This is a genomic window from Actinokineospora sp. PR83, from assembly GCF_021056305.1.
GTDB classification, from domain to species: Bacteria; Actinomycetota; Actinomycetes; order Mycobacteriales; family Pseudonocardiaceae; genus Actinokineospora; species Actinokineospora spheciospongiae.
Window position 1 is genome coordinate 70,893 of the sequence record NZ_JAJCXD010000040.1, and the last position, 14,812, is coordinate 85,704.

Annotated in this window: 19 protein-coding genes; 10 read left to right on the plus strand and 9 right to left on the minus strand. The window is 71.7% G+C overall.

Annotated features, from left to right (window positions below; genetic code table 11):
* Positions 1–64: 64 nt before the first annotated feature.
* From L6E12_RS13940 to L6E12_RS13950, 3 genes are read right to left on the minus strand one after another with little or no spacing between them, the layout of a single operon-like run.
* Entirely contained in the window at positions 65–448 is a 384-nt protein-coding gene (locus L6E12_RS13940; protein ID WP_236228330.1) for a VOC family protein, read from the minus strand.
* A gap of 55 nt (positions 449–503) precedes the next feature.
* Positions 504–1,154 carry a response regulator transcription factor gene (locus L6E12_RS13945; RefSeq protein ID WP_236228331.1) on the minus strand — a complete coding sequence of 217 codons (651 nt, stop codon included), beginning with the start codon at positions 1,152–1,154 and terminating at the stop codon, positions 504–506.
* Entirely contained in the window at positions 1,151–2,368 is a 1,218-nt protein-coding gene (locus L6E12_RS13950) for a sensor histidine kinase (RefSeq protein ID WP_236228332.1), read from the minus strand. The genes L6E12_RS13945 and L6E12_RS13950 overlap by 4 nt, the downstream gene beginning before the upstream one ends.
* A 91-nt stretch (positions 2,369–2,459) precedes the next feature.
* Between L6E12_RS13950 and L6E12_RS13955 the strand changes: the two genes are divergently transcribed.
* Entirely contained in the window at positions 2,460–3,224 is a 765-nt protein-coding gene (locus L6E12_RS13955) for an SGNH/GDSL hydrolase family protein (protein WP_236228333.1), read from the plus strand.
* Between the two features lie 66 nt (positions 3,225–3,290).
* On the opposite strand, the gene L6E12_RS13960 is transcribed toward L6E12_RS13955, so the two are convergent.
* On the minus strand, positions 3,291–4,379 hold the full coding sequence (locus tag L6E12_RS13960) for an FAD-dependent oxidoreductase (protein ID WP_236228334.1): 1,089 nt from the start codon (positions 4,377–4,379) through the stop codon (positions 3,291–3,293).
* A gap of 177 nt (positions 4,380–4,556) precedes the next feature.
* Between L6E12_RS13960 and L6E12_RS13970 the strand changes: the two genes are divergently transcribed.
* From L6E12_RS13970 to L6E12_RS13980, 3 genes are all read left to right on the plus strand, one after another.
* Positions 4,557–4,883 carry a hypothetical protein gene (locus tag L6E12_RS13970; RefSeq protein ID WP_236228578.1) on the plus strand — a complete coding sequence of 109 codons (327 nt, stop codon included), beginning with the start codon at positions 4,557–4,559 and terminating at the stop codon, positions 4,881–4,883.
* Positions 4,880–5,308 (plus strand): GNAT family N-acetyltransferase, encoded by a 429-nt coding sequence (locus tag L6E12_RS13975; RefSeq protein WP_236228335.1) that lies wholly within the window; start codon positions 4,880–4,882, stop codon positions 5,306–5,308. Before L6E12_RS13970 ends, L6E12_RS13975 begins: the two co-directional genes overlap by 4 nt.
* Positions 5,309–5,376: 68 nt before the next feature.
* Positions 5,377–5,781: an OsmC family protein gene (locus L6E12_RS13980; protein ID WP_236228336.1), complete on the plus strand. Its 405-nt coding sequence runs from the start codon at positions 5,377–5,379 to the stop codon at positions 5,779–5,781.
* A 3-nt stretch (positions 5,782–5,784) separates the two neighbouring features.
* On the opposite strand, the gene L6E12_RS13985 is transcribed toward L6E12_RS13980, so the two are convergent.
* On the minus strand, positions 5,785–6,615 hold the full coding sequence (locus L6E12_RS13985; RefSeq protein ID WP_236228337.1) for a 1-aminocyclopropane-1-carboxylate deaminase/D-cysteine desulfhydrase: 831 nt from the start codon (positions 6,613–6,615) through the stop codon (positions 5,785–5,787).
* 55 nt (positions 6,616–6,670) lie between these two features.
* Here L6E12_RS13985 and L6E12_RS13990 point away from each other — a divergent pair, with 55 nt between their 5' ends.
* Genes L6E12_RS13990 through L6E12_RS14000 form a run of 3 tightly spaced genes read left to right on the plus strand, consistent with a single transcriptional unit; the run spans position 6,671 to position 8,854 of the window.
* The gene (locus L6E12_RS13990; RefSeq protein ID WP_236228338.1) at positions 6,671–7,261 is read left to right on the plus strand and encodes a DinB family protein; all 591 of its coding nucleotides are present in this window, start codon (positions 6,671–6,673) and stop codon (positions 7,259–7,261) included.
* Positions 7,262–7,289: 28 nt separating this feature from the next.
* A complete protein-coding gene (locus L6E12_RS13995; protein ID WP_236228339.1) occupies positions 7,290–7,829 on the plus strand; it encodes an NUDIX domain-containing protein in 540 nt (179 codons plus the stop codon).
* Complete coding sequence (locus tag L6E12_RS14000) at positions 7,826–8,854, plus strand: GTP-binding protein (RefSeq protein ID WP_236228340.1); 1,029 nt, start codon at positions 7,826–7,828, stop codon at positions 8,852–8,854. The genes L6E12_RS13995 and L6E12_RS14000 overlap by 4 nt, the downstream gene beginning before the upstream one ends.
* Positions 8,855–8,969: 115 nt before the next feature.
* On the opposite strand, the gene L6E12_RS14005 is transcribed toward L6E12_RS14000, so the two are convergent.
* Both L6E12_RS14005 and L6E12_RS14010 read right to left on the minus strand, forming a co-directional pair.
* Positions 8,970–9,560, minus strand: coding sequence for a hypothetical protein (locus L6E12_RS14005; RefSeq protein WP_236228341.1), 591 nt, complete (start codon positions 9,558–9,560; stop codon positions 8,970–8,972).
* Positions 9,557–9,778: a hypothetical protein gene (locus tag L6E12_RS14010; protein ID WP_236228342.1), complete on the minus strand. Its 222-nt coding sequence runs from the start codon at positions 9,776–9,778 to the stop codon at positions 9,557–9,559. The genes L6E12_RS14005 and L6E12_RS14010 overlap by 4 nt, the downstream gene beginning before the upstream one ends.
* Positions 9,779–10,002: 224 nt before the next feature.
* Here L6E12_RS14010 and L6E12_RS14015 point away from each other — a divergent pair, with 224 nt between their 5' ends.
* Positions 10,003–11,370 carry an XRE family transcriptional regulator gene (locus L6E12_RS14015; RefSeq protein ID WP_236228343.1) on the plus strand — a complete coding sequence of 456 codons (1,368 nt, stop codon included), beginning with the start codon at positions 10,003–10,005 and terminating at the stop codon, positions 11,368–11,370.
* On the opposite strand, the gene L6E12_RS14020 is transcribed toward L6E12_RS14015, so the two are convergent.
* On the minus strand, positions 11,367–11,906 hold the full coding sequence (locus tag L6E12_RS14020) for an NUDIX hydrolase (protein ID WP_236228344.1): 540 nt from the start codon (positions 11,904–11,906) through the stop codon (positions 11,367–11,369). The genes L6E12_RS14015 and L6E12_RS14020 overlap by 4 nt on opposite strands.
* A 143-nt stretch (positions 11,907–12,049) precedes the next feature.
* Complete coding sequence (locus L6E12_RS14025; RefSeq protein ID WP_236228345.1) at positions 12,050–12,616, minus strand: DUF6461 domain-containing protein; 567 nt, start codon at positions 12,614–12,616, stop codon at positions 12,050–12,052.
* Positions 12,617–12,984: 368 nt separating this feature from the next.
* Between L6E12_RS14025 and L6E12_RS14030 the strand changes: the two genes are divergently transcribed.
* Both L6E12_RS14030 and L6E12_RS14035 read left to right on the plus strand, forming a co-directional pair.
* Entirely contained in the window at positions 12,985–14,259 is a 1,275-nt protein-coding gene (locus L6E12_RS14030) for an MFS transporter (protein WP_236228346.1), read from the plus strand.
* Positions 14,256–14,810 (plus strand): hypothetical protein, encoded by a 555-nt coding sequence (locus tag L6E12_RS14035; RefSeq protein WP_236228347.1) that lies wholly within the window; start codon positions 14,256–14,258, stop codon positions 14,808–14,810. Before L6E12_RS14030 ends, L6E12_RS14035 begins: the two co-directional genes overlap by 4 nt.
* Positions 14,811–14,812 lie beyond the last annotated feature (2 nt).

Below are 14,812 nucleotides of genomic sequence, written 5' to 3' on the forward strand. Positions count from 1 at the left end.
CCGGGTCAACACCGGGGACGCCGAATCCTTTCCCGCGGGTCCGCTCGGTCACACCGGCGGGCCGTCAGCCCCCGGTGGCGGCGCGCTCGGCGGCGCTGCGGAGCACGCAGAACTCGTTGCCCTCCGGGTCGGCGAGGACGGCCCAGCCGGTGCCGTCCGGCTCGCGGAGGTCGCCGACCAGGGTCGCGCCGCGGCCGAGCAGGCGCTCGACCTCCTCGTCGCGCGGGATGTCGGGTTGCAGGCAGATGTGCACGCGGTTCTTGACCGCCTTGGGCTCGGGCACGCGGTTGAAGATGATCGTGGTGCCGTTGGGCAGCTCGATCCACGTCTCCTCTTCGCCCGGCTGGTTGTCCGGGTCGAGCGGCAGGCCGAAGACCTCCGACCACCAGGTGACCAGGGCGTAGTTGTCGCTGCTGTCGATGCAGATGTTCAGGAGCGTCGATGCCATGGCGGCCAGCGTGCCAGGCGTCACACCCCGGCGCGCTCCGTTTTCCCGGCCGGGCTCAGCGGGTGACCAGGCCCGCGTCGTAGGCGAGCAGGCCCGCCTGCGTGCGGTTCTCCACCTCCAGCTTCACCAGCATCCGCGACACGTGGCTCTTGACCGTGGCCTCGCTCAGCGACAGCCGGGCGGCGATGCGGGCGTTGGACAACCCCTCACCCAGCCCGGTCAGCACCTCGGTCTCGCGCTCGGTCAGCGACCGCACCCGGCGCAGCGCCCGGTCGCGGGCGGCCTGCTCCCCGGCCTGGGCGGCGACGAGCCTGCGGGTGGCGGCCGGGGACAGCACGGTGTGCCCGTCTGCGGCGACGCGGACCAGGCCGATCAGGTCCTTCGGCGGGGTGGTCTTCACCAGGAACCCGGCCGCCCCGGCGCGCAGGGCGCGCAGCACGTAGCGGTCGGCGTCGAAGGTGGTCAGGGCGACCACGGCGGGCGGGTCGGGCAGGCAGGCGATCCGCTCGATGGCGGTCAGCCCGTCCACGCCGGGCATCCGCAGGTCCATCAGCACCACGTGCGGGCGGTGCCGGACCACCGACTCGACCGCGGCGGCGCCGTCGTGCGCGGTGTCGACGACGTCGAGGTCCGGGGCGGAGGACAGGATGTCCGTCAGGTGCGCGCACACCATCGGCTCGTCGTCGACCAGCACGACCCGGATCACCGCTCGGCGCCCGCGGGCACGTAGGCGGGCAGCACCACGTCGACCTCGAAGCCGCCCCCGGTGCGCGGCCCGGCGGTGAGGGTGCCGCCGACCAGCTCCACCCGCTGCCGCAGCCCGGCCAGCCCGGCACCGGAACCGGTGCGCGACAGGCCCCGGTCCACCGGGGCGGTGGCGCGGTCGTTGCGGACGGTCAGCCGCACCCGGTCACCGCCGTAGCGCACGTGCACCCTGGTCGGGGCGCCCGGCGCGTGCTTGCGGATGTTGGTCAGCGACTCCTGCACCACCCGGTAGGCGGTGCGCCCGACGGCGGGTGAGGTGAGCGCCGGGTTGCCCTCGCGCACCAGCTCCACCGGCACCCCGACCGAGGCGGACTCGGCCAGCAGCGTCGACAGGTCCGGCACCGCGCCCGGGTCGACCTCCCGTGGTTCGTCGGCGTCGGCGCGCTCGTGGTTGCCCAGCACGCCGACCAGCTCGCGCAGCTCGTCGAGCGCCTCGCAGCCCGCCGCGCGCAGCCCCTCGGCGGCGGTGCGGACCCGCTCGTCCGGCGCGGTCACGCCCAGCGCGCCCGCGTGCAGCACCATCAGGCTGACCCGGTGGGTGACCACGTCGTGCATCTCCTCGGCCAGCCGCACCCGCTCGTCGGCGCGGGCCCGCTCGGCCAGCAGGTGCTGCTCGCGCTCGGCCCGCTCGGCGCGGTCGGTGAGCGCCCGCACCAGGGTGCGGTGGGCCCGCAGGTACAGGCCGATCAGCGCGGGGAGGACCACCATGGTGACGGCCCCCAGGATGACGTCCGTGGAGACCTCCCACGGCCGCGCCGCGACCAGGTACAGCGCCGCGGCCAGCGCGGTCCCGACGACCGAACCCGCGTGCAGGACGGCGTTGTAGACGATCACCGGGGTCGCCAGGGGGACCCAGGGCGAGGCGAAGTCCAGGTCGGGGGAGAAGAACTCGGCGCCCCAGGTCATCAGGACCAGGTACAGCGCGCTGACGGCGAGGGTGGCGACCAGCAGCGCGGTCGGGTGGCGGCGGCGCACCCAGAGCAGGCCGATCAGCACGAGCGAGACCACGGTGTCGAGCGCGTCCGCGGGGGTGTCGGGCAACCCGGCTTCGACCGCGAACAGGCCCCAGAGCGCCAGCGTCACCCCGATGGGCAGCAGGTAGAAGAATGCCTCCCGGCGGGTGTGCCACAGGGGGGCGTCGGCGTGGCGGCTCACCTCCCCACGGTAGCGAGGCGAGGGCCACCGACGAGGGCTTCCACACCTTTCGGTGGACCCGCGGCACGACCAAAGTAGCCTCTGCGCCGAGATGAACGCCTACACCAGCCTCGTGGCCCTCGGGGACTCCTTCACCGAGGGCCTGTCCGACGACCTGCCCGACGGCACCTCCCGGGGTTGGGCCGACCTCGTCGCCGCCCGGCTCGCCGTGGAGGCGCCCGGCTTCCGGTACGCGAACCTGGCCGTGCGCGGCAAGCTCGTCGGCCAGATGGTCGACGAGCAGCTCGCCCCGGCCGCGGCGATGCGCGCCGACGTGGCCTGCTTCGCGGGCGGCATGAACGACGTCCTGCGCCCCGGCTGCGACCTCGCCGCGGTGACCGCGCACATCACCCGCATCGCCGACACCCTGGCGGAGTCCTCCGGGCGGCTGCTGCTGTTCCGGGTGATCGACCCGTCGCGGCGGATGCGCGGCAGCACCCGGCTGCTCCCCCGCGTCAACGCCCTCATCGCCACCGTGGACGCCCTGGCCGAACGGCACGACGCGATCGTGGTCGACCTGTTCTCCTCCCGGGTGTTCGACTCCGGGCAGCTCTGGGCCGAGGACCGCATCCACCTCAACGCCGAGGGCCACCGCCGCGTCGCCGAGGCCGTCCTGCGCGCCCTGGGCCTGCCCCCGGAGTTCGACTGGGACGAACCGGTCCCGCCGTCCCCGGCCGCCCCGTGGCACGAGCGCGCGGTGGCCGACCTGCGCTGGGTCCGCAGGCACGCCGCCCCCTGGATCGGCCGCCGCCTCACCGGCCGCTCCTCCGGCGACGGCCGCGCCCCCAAGCGCCCCCACCTGACACCGTTCGACTGATCCCGCGCGGCCCCGTTCACCTGCCACAGCGGGAAAGGGCACTCGAACGGTGTCGGGTTCCCGCGGTCAGGCCGTATTCCCCTGCCCGGGGTCGCCGTCCCGGCGCAACCGGGCCGGGGAGAGCAGTGCCGGGTCCACCGCGGTCGGCCCACCGGTGATGACGGCGACGGCCACCTCGGCCAGCGCGGGCGCCATCTGGATGCCGTAACCGCCCTGCCCGGCGACAAAAGCGAAACCCGGGTGCCCGGGCAGCTCCCCCACCACCGGTTCCCGGTCGGCGGCGAAGGTGCGCAGCCCCGCCCAGCTCTGGCGCACCGAGCGCAACCCCAGCGTCGTGGCGGCGTTGACCCGGTCCAGGGCCAGGGCGACGTCCACGTCGACCGGCCGGGCGTCGACCGGCGCCGACGGGGTCTCATCGGCCGGGGACAGCAGGATTCCCGTGCCCTCCGGGCGGAAGTAGAAGGCGTCGGTGACTTCCGCGACCAGCGGCCACGCCGGGTCCACCGCGGCCGCGGCGGCGACCGCGACGGTGCGGCGCAGCGGGCGCAGACCCAGCGCGGGCACACCCGCGAGCACGGCCAGCTCGTCCGCCCACGCACCCGCGGCGTTCACCACCACGCCCGCCCGCACGGTGTCCCCGCCGAGACCGACCACCCACCCCGAGCCGTCGCGGGCCAGCGCGGTGACCCGCGCCCCGGTGCGGATCTCGCCGCCGCCCGCGCGCAGTTCGCGGACGTAGGACTGGTGCAGCCCCATGGCGTCGACGTCCATCGTGCCCGAGTCCACCGCGGCGGCCACCACGACTTCCGGCCGCAGCACCGGGCACAGCGCCAGCGCCTCCGCCGCCGACACCGCCGGGGCGGGCGGCATCGCCGCGGCCCCGCCCTCGGTGGTGGCCAACCACAGCGTCGGGCGCGGGCTGAGCAGCGGCGCCCCGACCGAGCGGGCGGCGAAACCGGCGCGGCTGGCGGTGGTCAGCGCGCGCACCACCGGGCCGCCGTAGCTGGGCAGGTAGATCGCGGCCGAGCGGCCGGTGGTGTGCCGCGCCAGTTCCGGTTCGGCCTCCACCAGCAGCACCGACCCGTGCCCGACCAACCCGGCCGCCACCGACACCCCGGCGATCCCGCCGCCCACCACCACGAAGTCCCACGCCACGCGACCGAGCCTAGGCGGGCCGCCAGGACGGGTCACGGCCGGTGAGGGCCAGCGCCCGGTGCAGGGCCGGGGCGTCGGCGGGCACCGCGACCTCGGCGCCGAACGCGCCGTACTGCCGCCCATCTCCGCCGTGCCCCCGACGCGACCCGGTCGGCGGGCAGCGGCGCGGACATCGTGGTGGTCTCGCCCTCCAGCGCGCCCGGCTCCCTCCCGGCGGCGACGGCGGCGGCCAGCAGTTCCGGCATGTCCGTGGGCGGCAGGCAGACCGCCGGAAAATCGCGGGTGTCGGACGAGCGCGACAGCTACCGTGGCCGGGTGTCCTACACGCGCGGGGTGCGCGGCCGGTTCGCCCGCACCACCGACGGCTGGGCCTCTGCGCGCGGCCCCACCTCCGACTCGACCGCGCGGCTGGTCCGCGCCCTGTGCGACCGCGTCCGCGACGCACCTGACCCGCGAGTCCACCACCGCCGTGGGCACCCCGCCCGCCAGGAAGGACCCCCGTGAGCGAGTACGACCTCGACACCGACCCGACCCGCCTCGACCGCGCGGCCATCTACGGGTTCCTGTCCACCGAGGCCTACTGGGCCCGCTGGCGCACCCGCGCCCACGTCGACGCCCAGATCGACGGCGCCTGGCGGGTCGTCGGCGCCTACGAGCGGGCGACCGGGGCGCAGGTCGGCTTCGCCCGCGCGATCTCCGACGGGGTGTCGCTTGCCTACCTCGCCGACGTGTTCGTGCTGCCGTCGGCGCGCGGTCGCGGCCTGGGCAAGGCACTGGTCCGCACGATGGTCGAGGAGGGCCCGGGCGCGCACTTCCGCTGGCTGCTGCACACCGCCGACGCGCACTCGCTCTACGCCGGGTTCGGCTTCGCCGCCCCGGACGCCACGGCGCTGGAGCGCCCGCACGCGGCCCGGCCCGAACCCGCGTAAGATCATCGGAATCTCCAGGCGCAGGGCGGATCCCCGCGGTCGGAGCCCTCGACGAGGAGGAGGCCGGGATGGCGGCGGTGCGGGTCCGGCGGATCGGGACACACGCGTTCACCGCGTCGAACGACCGCGGCGGGCACGTGCGCCTCGGGCGGGTCGGTGAACCGGGGGCGTTCACCCCGGTGGAACTGCTGCTCGCCGCGGCGGCGGGCTGCGTCGGGATCACCGCGGAGGACCTGGTGGTGCGGCGCACGACGCCGGACGCGGTCGTCGACGTGGTGGCCGAGGACGTGCGGCCGGTGGGGGCGCACGCGCTCGACGGGGTGGACATCGGGCTCGACCTGGACCTGTCCGGGCTCGACGAGCGGGCGCGGGCGGAACTCGTCGCCGTGGTGCGGCGGGCGGTGGAGGCGGTCTGCACGGTCACGCGGACGTTGAAGGAGTCGACCGACGTGGGGTTGACCATCCGGGGGTGACGGCTACCCGGTGATGACGGCGACCACCGTCGTCCCGGGGGCGAACTCGCCCGAGGCCGCACGTGCGTAGACGCCATAGAGCATCTTCGCCACGTAGAGGCGTTCCACCGCGACGCCGTGCCGCGCGGTGAACTCGTCGGCGAAGGCGTGCAACTCCGGCGGTGTCTTCGCGTAGCCGCCGAAGTGGAACCGCGTGTCGACTGTCCAGTTGCGACGGTGACCCGCGAGGTCCGCCACGGCGTCGGCGAGGAAGTCCCCGCGCAGCACGGCGAACCCGACGGCCCGCCGGCCCGCGCGCAGCCCCCGGGCCAGCCCGGCGAGCGTCGCGCCGGTGCCGCAGGGGCAGCAGACGACGTCGAAGTCGCCCAGCTCCGCCACGATCTCCTGGCAGCCGAGCACCGCCAGGTCGTTGCTGCCGCCCTCGGGCAGCAGGTGGTGCGGGCCGAACCGGTCGCGCAGGGCGGCGAGGACGTCCGGGTCGGTCTTGCGGCGGTAGGTGGCGCGGTCGAGGTAGGTCAGGGCCATCCCGCGCTCGACGGCGAAGGCCAGGGAATCGTTGAGCGGCAGGTGTTCCTCACCCCGGATCACCCCCACGGTGGCGAACCCGTGCTCGCGGCCCGCCGCCGCGACCGCGCGGATGTGGTTGGAGTAGGCGCCGCCGAAGGTCACCACCCGCCCGGCCGCCCGCGCCGGGGCCAGGTTGTGCGCGAGCTTGCGCCACTTGTTGCCGGGAATCTCCGGGTGGATGAGGTCGTCCCGCTTGAGCAGCAGCCGCACCCCATGGAGGCGCTCGTCGACGACCTCGGTCAGCGGCGAGGGCAACCGGGGCAGCACCCGGCGATCGTAGGTCAGCCACCCGGCGGGCGGTCGGCTGGTGCAGGCTCACCCCATGATGGACGACTACGCGAAGGCGCACCTGCACGGCGAACTGCGCGAGGTGCGCGAATCGGTGCTCTCGAAGCTCGACGGGCTCCGCGAGTACGACGTCCGCCGCCCGCTGACCCCCACCGGGACCAACCTGCTCGGCCTGGTCAAGCACCTGTCGACCTGGGAGGCCAGGTACTTCGGCGAGGTCTTTCGGCGCCCGTTCCCCGAGCCCCTGCCCGCCTGGGACGACGAGACCCGGCGCGGCACCGACATGTGGGCCACCGAGTACGAGACCCGCGCCGAGGTCGTCGACCGCTACCGGCGCGTGTGGGAGCACTCCGACGCCACGATCGACGGCCTCCCCGCCGACGCCCCCGGTCACGTGCCGTGGTGGCCGCGTCCCGAGGTGCGGCTGTTCGACGTCCTGGTCCACGTGGTCGGCGAGACCACCCGGCACGCGGGCCACGCCGACATCCTGCGCGAACACCTCGACGGCGCGGTGGAGATGGACACCGAGAGCATGATCCGGCGGGGCCAGGACGCGGCTTTCTGGGCGAACCGGCACGCGGAGGTCGAGCGGGCCGCCAGGGCAGCCGATCCGGCAGGCGCCTGACCGCCGCCGGTCGGGCAGGATCTGCGCCATGCCGAAGAACTCCCACTGCTCCACCTGCGGCGCGGCCTACCCGGCGGACGCGGGCTGGCCCCGGCACTGCCCGGCCTGCGGGGACACCGCGTACCGCAACCCGCTGCCGGTGGCGGTGGTCCTGCTGCCGGTCACCTCGGCCGGGGACGACGCCCTGCTGGTGGTCCGCCGCGACATCGAACCGCGCCGGGGCGAACTCGCGCTGCCCGGCGGGTACGTCGACTTCGGCGAGGCCTGGCGGGACGCGGCGGCGCGCGAGCTGCGCGAGGAGACCGGCGTGGTCATCGACCCCGCCTCGGTCGACCTGTTCGGCGCCGAGAGCGCCCCGGACGGGACGCTGCTGGTGTTCGGCCTGGGCCCGCGCACCGCCGAGGCCGACCTCCCCGCCCCCGTCGCCACCGACGAGACCACCGGCTGGGAGCTGCTGCGCGGCCCGGTCGAATTGGCGTTCTCGCTGCACACGGCGGCCGTGGCGCGCTACTTCGCCCGGTCGAGCACAGCGGGACCCGGTGGTGGGCCACTAGGGTCGTCGGGGTGACGATTCCGGTACTGGTGGTGGCGGGCTTCCTCGGCTCGGGCAAGACCACCCTGCTCAACCACCTGCTGCGCACCACCGGCCAGGTCCGCGTCGGCGTCATCGTCAACGACTTCGGCAAGGTCAACGTGGACGCGCTCACCGTCGCCGCCCAGGTCGACTCGATGGTCGGACTGGGCAACGGCTGCCTGTGCTGCGTGACCGACGTGTCCGAGCTGGACGCCATGCTGGACCGCCTGACCACCCCCGGCGAGGACGGCGGCGAACCCCCGGTCGACGTGGTGGTGATCGAGGCCAGCGGCCTGGCCGAACCACCGGCGATGGTGCGCCTGGTGGTCGCCAGCGAAAACCCGGCCATCACCTACGGCGGCCTGGTCGAGGTGGTCGACGCCGCCGAGTTCGACGACACCCGGACCCGCCACCCGCAGCTCGACAAGCACCTGCGCTACGCCGACCTGGTGCTGCTGAACAAGGTGGACCGGGTCACCGCCGCCGAGCGCGAACGCCTGCTCACCCTGGTGCGGGACCTGGCGGACGGGGTGCCGGTGGTCCCGACCGAGCACAGCCGGGTCGACCCCGCCCTGCTGTTCGACCCGGTCGACCGCCCGGAACCCCGCTGGAAGCAACTGTCGTTCGAAGACCTGGTCGCGGCCGACACCCCGCACACCGAACACGTGCACGCGGGCTACGAGAGCATCGAACTGGTCGAGGACCGCCCGGTGAACCCGCTGCGCTTCATGGCCTTCCTGACCGACCGCCCGGCGGGCCTGTACCGGGTGAAGGGCCACGTCCACTTCGGCGTCCCCGGCCACACCCAGCGCTTCACCCTCCACACCGTCGGCACCCACCTGCGCCTGACCCGCGACGAGTGGCCACCCGGGACGACCCCGGGCACAACGCTGGTGCTGATCGGCGCGGGCCTCGACCGGGAAGCGATCCGGGCGGCCTTCGCCGAAACGGTGGAACCGAACCCGGAGACGGTGGACCCGCTGGAGATGGCCTCGGTGACAAGGTATCTCCGCGATTAGCCGTCGAGAAAGGCTCGCAAGAACTCGCAGAGTGCGAGCAGTTGCCGTTCGTTCATCTGCTCACAGAGCCGTCCGAACTCGTCGAGCAGCTCTTGTCGTGAGTGCTGGGTCGTGGTCACGGGGTCTCCAGGATCGTGCAGTCGTTGAGTTCGCGGATGAGTTGAGCTGCGAGAGTCCAGCGGATGCGAGGGCTGTCGAACGCGACCAACCCGGTTTCAGTTCTGACGGGTGTGGGCAGGCCTGGTTCGTACTGCATTCCGAAAACCCCGGCGAGCGGGTGGGTGCGAGCGCGGATGAGGACGTGACCTCGGCGCAGCGCGGGGCAGAGGCGGGTGGACAGCTCAGCGCACGGCAGGCAGATGGGCGGCTCGGTGATGCCCATGCGGTTCGGCCACCCGGGCCAGTCCTCACGCTGGTCCTGCAAGATCCACAGCACCCCGTCGGTCGACCGGTCGGCGGGGCCTGCGCAGACCTGACACAACAGCCTGCGCATCGCCCGGCGCTGACGCGGGCCGTGGACCAGGCCGAATACCGGTTTGCCCTCCCCGTGGCGGGACGGGGTGCGGGTCCAGAGGATTCCCCGGGAGTCCCGATCACCCAAGGTCTCGTCCGCGTAGCCGATGCCACCCGGCAGAGCGATCATCTGGAACGGGGCGGCTTCCTCGCTGCTCCACTGGGTCACGTACGGGGCCACAACGGTGCTCATCGACCCGCCAACTCGTCCAAGGCGCGGCGAACCTCAGCGATCAGGCGTTCACCACTGGACGCAGTCAAGCCCAGGATGACCGACACCTGATCACCGATCACATGCAAAGAGACCAGGCGGTTCGGCTCATCCAGGAGCATCTGGATGGGCGTGTGCTGCCGGACCATCACCGCCGCCACGGGAGGGTTCTTCGGCCTTGCTACCTGCGGATGGGACATCAGGGCCTCCTTGGTGTCGTTTCCACCATCGAGACCCGGGCGGTTTCACCCCACGATATGAACCGCTGGCATATGTATGAGGTACATATTCGCAGCTCAGCAGGGCTGTCAGCGGTTACAGTGGTCGGGTGGGGACCATTGGTGAGCGGCGTGGCTGTGGGAGCTGCGGGGCGCGCTTGGCGGCGGACAATCGTTCGTCGCTGTGCAGTCCGTGCGCTCGTCGGGTGGGGCTGGCTTCGCGGGCGCCGGAGAAGGCTGACGAGTTCTGGCGGCGTCCGGCGCTGCGGGATGCGTTCCGGGAACGGCACTTCGGTCAGGTGATCTATGCATACCGGTACGAACACCGGCCGGTGCTGACTCAGGCGCGGATCGGGCGATGGCTTGATCTCACCCAGGGTCAGGTGAGTCGACTTGAACGGTCGGTTGAGCCTGCTCGCGACCTGGAGAAGCTCGACGTGTGGGCGCGCGCACTGCGTATCCCGGAGCGGCACTTGTGGTTCCGGCTGTCCGAACAACCAGTTCGTGCATATTCGGTCGATGAGTTCGGCTCTACGGTGGCTCGCGACGCCGAGGGAGAGGACGACATGCGGCGACGAGAGATGTTGAAAGCGGTTGGGTTGGCTGCTTCCGGGTTCGGGTGGTTCTCACCTGTTGTCGCTGCTGCGACGCCGAAACGGTCTGTCGCCGCTTCTGAGGTGACGGTCATTCGGGAGATGACCCGGACGTTTCGGAGTCTGGACAACCGGTTTGGTGGCGGGCACGCCCGGTCGGCTGTGAGTGACTACCTGACGGGTCAGGTTGTGCCGTTGCTGCGGGAGTCATGGGCTACGGACTCGGTGCGGGCTGAGCTGCACGGGGCGGTTGCTGAGCTGAACCAGCTTGCCGGGTGGATGGCCTATGACACTGGGGATGCTGAGACCGGGAGCAAGCATCTGCGGCAGGCTTTGCGGCTGTGTCAGGACGTCGATGACGATGGGCTGGCCGCTGAGATGTTGGCGGGGATGAGTCACCAGGCGGCGTTCTTCCAGTCTGGTTCGATCGCGGTGGATCTGGCTGAGGCTGCTCGGGCGAGTGCTGGGCGGTCGGGGTTGGCTGCGTTGGCGTCGGAATCCGCGGTGATGGCTGCGCACGGGTATGCGTTGCAGGGGCACGCTCGGGCTTGTCTGGATGCGCTCGGGGATTCGGAGCGGGCGTTGCCTGCGGCTCAGGCGCAGGAGAGGCCGGAGTGGTTGGGGTACTTCGATTCCGCTTACCTGGCGGCGAAGTTCGCGCACTGCTTTCGGGACCTGGGGCGGCCGGTGGAGTCGGAGCGGTATGCGCGGCAGTCGTTGGAGATGAGCGAGGGCTACGACCGGGGCAAGCTGTTCAACCTGTCGGTGTTGGCCTCGGCGCTGGCTGATCAGGCTCGGGTTGAAGAGGCGTGCTCGGCGGCTACCGAGGCGGTGGGGATGGCTCGGAATGTGCGGTCGGTTCGGACCGTCGCGTACCTGGCTGATGTTGGGCGGCGGCTGAACAGGTACCGGGCTACTGACGCTGTGACGGCCCTGTTCGAGCGGATGCATGCGGCTGAGGTGCCGCTCCCGGCTCGCTAGCCTGCCAAGACGAACATCAGACCGAGCTGCGCGCCTGCGCCGATGATCTCGCCGTTGGCGATCATGGCTCGAACCTGGGCCAGGGGCACCCATTCGACTCGGGCGGCCTCGTTGATGTCCGGGGACGCGCCGGTGTCCTCGGCACCTTCGGCCACGTAGATCAGATTCTCGAAGTCGGCCGTGCCCGCCAGGGGTTGGAAGCTGGTCAAGAGACGGATCGAGCGCGGGCGCCAGCCGGTTTCTTCCTCGATCTCGCGGACTGCGGTGAGGGCCGGGTCCTCGTCGGGGTCGACATAGCCGCCGGGAAGTTCCCAGGTCCAGCGATCCATGATGAAGCGGTGGCGGTAGATCAACAGGACGTGCTTACGGGCGTCGTCCAAAACCACGGTCATGCTGGCCTTGGGCATCCGCAGGACGTACTGCTCGAACTGCACACCGTCGGGGAGTTCGACGTGGGCGATGGCCACGTGGAGGCGGCGGGTGTCGTCCACCAGGCGCTCGTCGTGGATTGTCCAGCGGGACGGCTCGTCGCTCACGGGACGAAGTTACCTCAGTTCTCGCGCCAGATCAGTTCCACGCGGTCATGACGGGAGCCTCTGCGACCGTTGACGGGATGGATAACGACGGACAGGAAGGCTTGTCCAGGGTGTTCGTGAAGCCCCGAGGACTGCGATGGCAACTATGCCGGAACCCGATACGTCCACGACGGATCAGTGAGCCAGGCCGGATCGAAAGCCACCCCGGTTTGCCGTTCCACGATCGCGAGCAGGATCGCGTGCAGCGACTCGCCGGTGAACACCACGTCGGTGATCCAGTCGGGGTAGGTCTCTCCGACGGGAGCCGGGTGCTGCACGGTCAACGGGTCGAAGCAGGCCACGAGCTTGCCGTCCACGGCCTGGACCACAGTGTGGTTGGCGTTCAGGTTCCAGAAGACGCTGATGAACCGGCCACCACCTTCGGAAGCATGTTCGGCCACAGCAGGCCGTTTGCCCACCCAGCCGTTGTTCTCGATGGTGACCACATGTCCACTCACCTCGCGTACCTGGACCAGGCTGCGAGCGCCCAACTCGTCGGGTGAGACGTGCGCCTGGGCGAACGGGAGCAGCACGGGCTCTTGGCCGACGTCGCCGCCGTAGGCGCTGATCACGTCGTCAACCGAACGACCCGTCGTCACTGCCACCGTCCATGCCAGGTCGGCGTCTTCGTCAGCCCAGCCGTAGCGGCGCACCTGGTCTACCCCGAGCACGAACCCACCTTGGCTTCCTGCCCTGCCCACGGCTCGCTAGCGATCTTGTCGGGGTTGAAGATGATCACCAAGTAAGCGTCTCCCTCGTTGATCGGACGGTGCTGGTAGGCCGACGAGGTCGTGCTGCCCTGGCGGTCCTGCCCATCTTCGTGCACTTCTTCTGTAGCAGAGCGGTATGACAGGTGGTGGCGGTTTGGTGGTCAGGTAGGTGGAGTCAACCGATCGGCGGAGTGCGGCCACCAGCGGATGCCCGGTGACCATCGCGCCGGTCTCGTCCATGTACATGGGCACCGCCTCGGCCCCTTGGCTACGCTCAAGCCGCGTGTGAATGAGTACCGCCTTGCCGATCAGCACAACGGAGGTGCGGTGTGACCCAGGCAACTCGGCACAAGCTCCCGGTCCGCCAACTGTTCGCCGCGAGCGCGGGGAACACGCTGGAATGGTTCGACTGGACCATCTTCGCCACGTTCAGCGTGTACTTCGCCACCGAGGTCTTCCCGGCGGGCAACTCCACGGCGGCGCAGGTGAACACGTTCGCCACCTATGCGCTGGCGTTCTTCTTCCGCCCGCTCGGCGGGGTGCTGCTCGGCCGCTTCGCCGACACCCGGGGGCGCAAGCCCGCGATGCTGTTGACCATCGTGTTGATGGCGGCGGGGTCGGTGCTCATCGCCGCACTGCCGACGTTCGAGCAGGTCGGGTGGTTCTCCCCGGCGCTGCTGCTGCTCGCGCGGATCGCGCAGGGGATCTCGCTGGGCGGGGAGGTGTCGAACGCGTCGGCGTACCTGGGGGAGATCGCGCCGCCGGAGCGGCGGGGGCGGTATTCCTCGTTCTTCTACATCTCCACCGGGTCGGCGGTCCTCAGCGCGACCGTGCTCGGGTTCGTCCTGGCCCGCACCCTGGACAAGGCCGACATGACCGCCTACGGCTGGCGGCTGCCGTTCCTGCTGGGCGGGGTGTTCGGGCTGATCGCCCTGTGGCTGCGCCGGACGATCCCCGAGACCGAGCTGTTCCGGTCCCGCCGCGACAGCGCCCAGCGCGTGCGCAACCCGCTGTGGCGCACGCTGCGCGACCACCCGAGGGCTGTGGGCCAGTTGATCGGGTTCAGCATGCTCTCGACCCTCTGCTACTACACGTTCTTCAGCGCCCTGACCCCGTTCGCGGTGACCACCCGCGGCGCCGACCCGGCCGACGTGTTCCTGGCGCTGTCCATCGGGACGGCCGTGTTCATCGCGTTGCAGTACCCGATGGGCGCCGCGGCGGACCGCTTCGGCCGCAAGCCGCAGCTACTGCTCTGGGCGGCGCTGATCGCGGTCCTGATCGTCCCACTGTCCCTTTTGGTCACCCCGAACCTCGGTGGGCTGATCGTCGCCTTCACCGCCGGGCTGGCCATCTACACGGCGATGACCTCGGTGGCGCCCGCGCTGATGAGCGAGCTGTTCCCCACCGAGTTGCGCGCCCTGGGCATCGGCGCGTGGTACAACCTCACCGTCGCGGTCTTCGGCGGCACGGCACCGCTGCTGATCAGCGCCCTGGCGGGCGCGGGGATGCAGAACGCCTTCTTCTACTACGTGGCTGGCGCCGCGGTGGTCGCGTTCTTCGTGATCCGCACCCTCCCGGAGACCAAGGGCAGCGAACTGGCATGAGGTGGCGCGAAGCGGGCGTGGTCGTGGTGCTGACGTGCGCGGCGGTGACGCGGTCCAGTGGGGCCGAGGCGGTGCCCGCGCTCTCGTCCGCCGAGGTGGCCACCTGGGTCTCCGACTACCTGCGGGCCAGGGCCGACGTGGTCACCGGGGTCGACCCGGGCACCGCGGCGGCGCGGCTCCCGGTGTCGATGACCGGCGAGTTCGCCGCCCGGACGGCGACCGCGCTCACCGTGCTGGACGCGGCCGACGAGCGGTACCGGACCCATCCCCTCGCCGGGCACGACGTGGCGGACCTGGACATCACCGTCGAGCGGACCACGGTCAGCGGCACGTCCGCGCACGCCGTGGTGGCTGAGCGGACCATGCTGCACTTCACCGCCGCGGGTGAGCAGAACCCGGGCGTACCGGAGGCCGAGGGCTACTCCCTCGTCCACGACTTCGAGCTGGCGGTGGTCGACGGGCGCTGGCTCCTGGCCGACTCCCGCCCGAGACTGGCACCCTCCGGCGGTCCCCCGCCGCCCACGCAGGCAGACCACCGAAGCGGGCGCTGAGC

Bases quoted from the DNA above. Each gene is read 5' to 3' on its own strand.
- L6E12_RS13940 (WP_236228330.1), bottom strand. From the start codon at position 448: ATGGCATCGACGCTCCTGAACATCTGCATCGACAGCAGCGACAACTAC.
- L6E12_RS13955 (WP_236228333.1), top strand. From the start codon at position 2,460: ATGAACGCCTACACCAGCCTCGTGGCCCTCGGGGACTCCTTCACCGAG.
- L6E12_RS13980 (WP_236228336.1), top strand. From the start codon at position 5,377: ATGGCGGCGGTGCGGGTCCGGCGGATCGGGACACACGCGTTCACCGCG.
- L6E12_RS13990 (WP_236228338.1), top strand. From the start codon at position 6,671: ATGATGGACGACTACGCGAAGGCGCACCTGCACGGCGAACTGCGCGAG.
- L6E12_RS13995 (WP_236228339.1), top strand. From the start codon at position 7,290: ATGCCGAAGAACTCCCACTGCTCCACCTGCGGCGCGGCCTACCCGGCG.
- L6E12_RS14005 (WP_236228341.1), bottom strand. From the start codon at position 9,560: ATGAGCACCGTTGTGGCCCCGTACGTGACCCAGTGGAGCAGCGAGGAA.
- L6E12_RS14010 (WP_236228342.1), bottom strand. From the start codon at position 9,778: ATGTCCCATCCGCAGGTAGCAAGGCCGAAGAACCCTCCCGTGGCGGCG.
- L6E12_RS14035 (WP_236228347.1), top strand. From the start codon at position 14,256: ATGAGGTGGCGCGAAGCGGGCGTGGTCGTGGTGCTGACGTGCGCGGCG.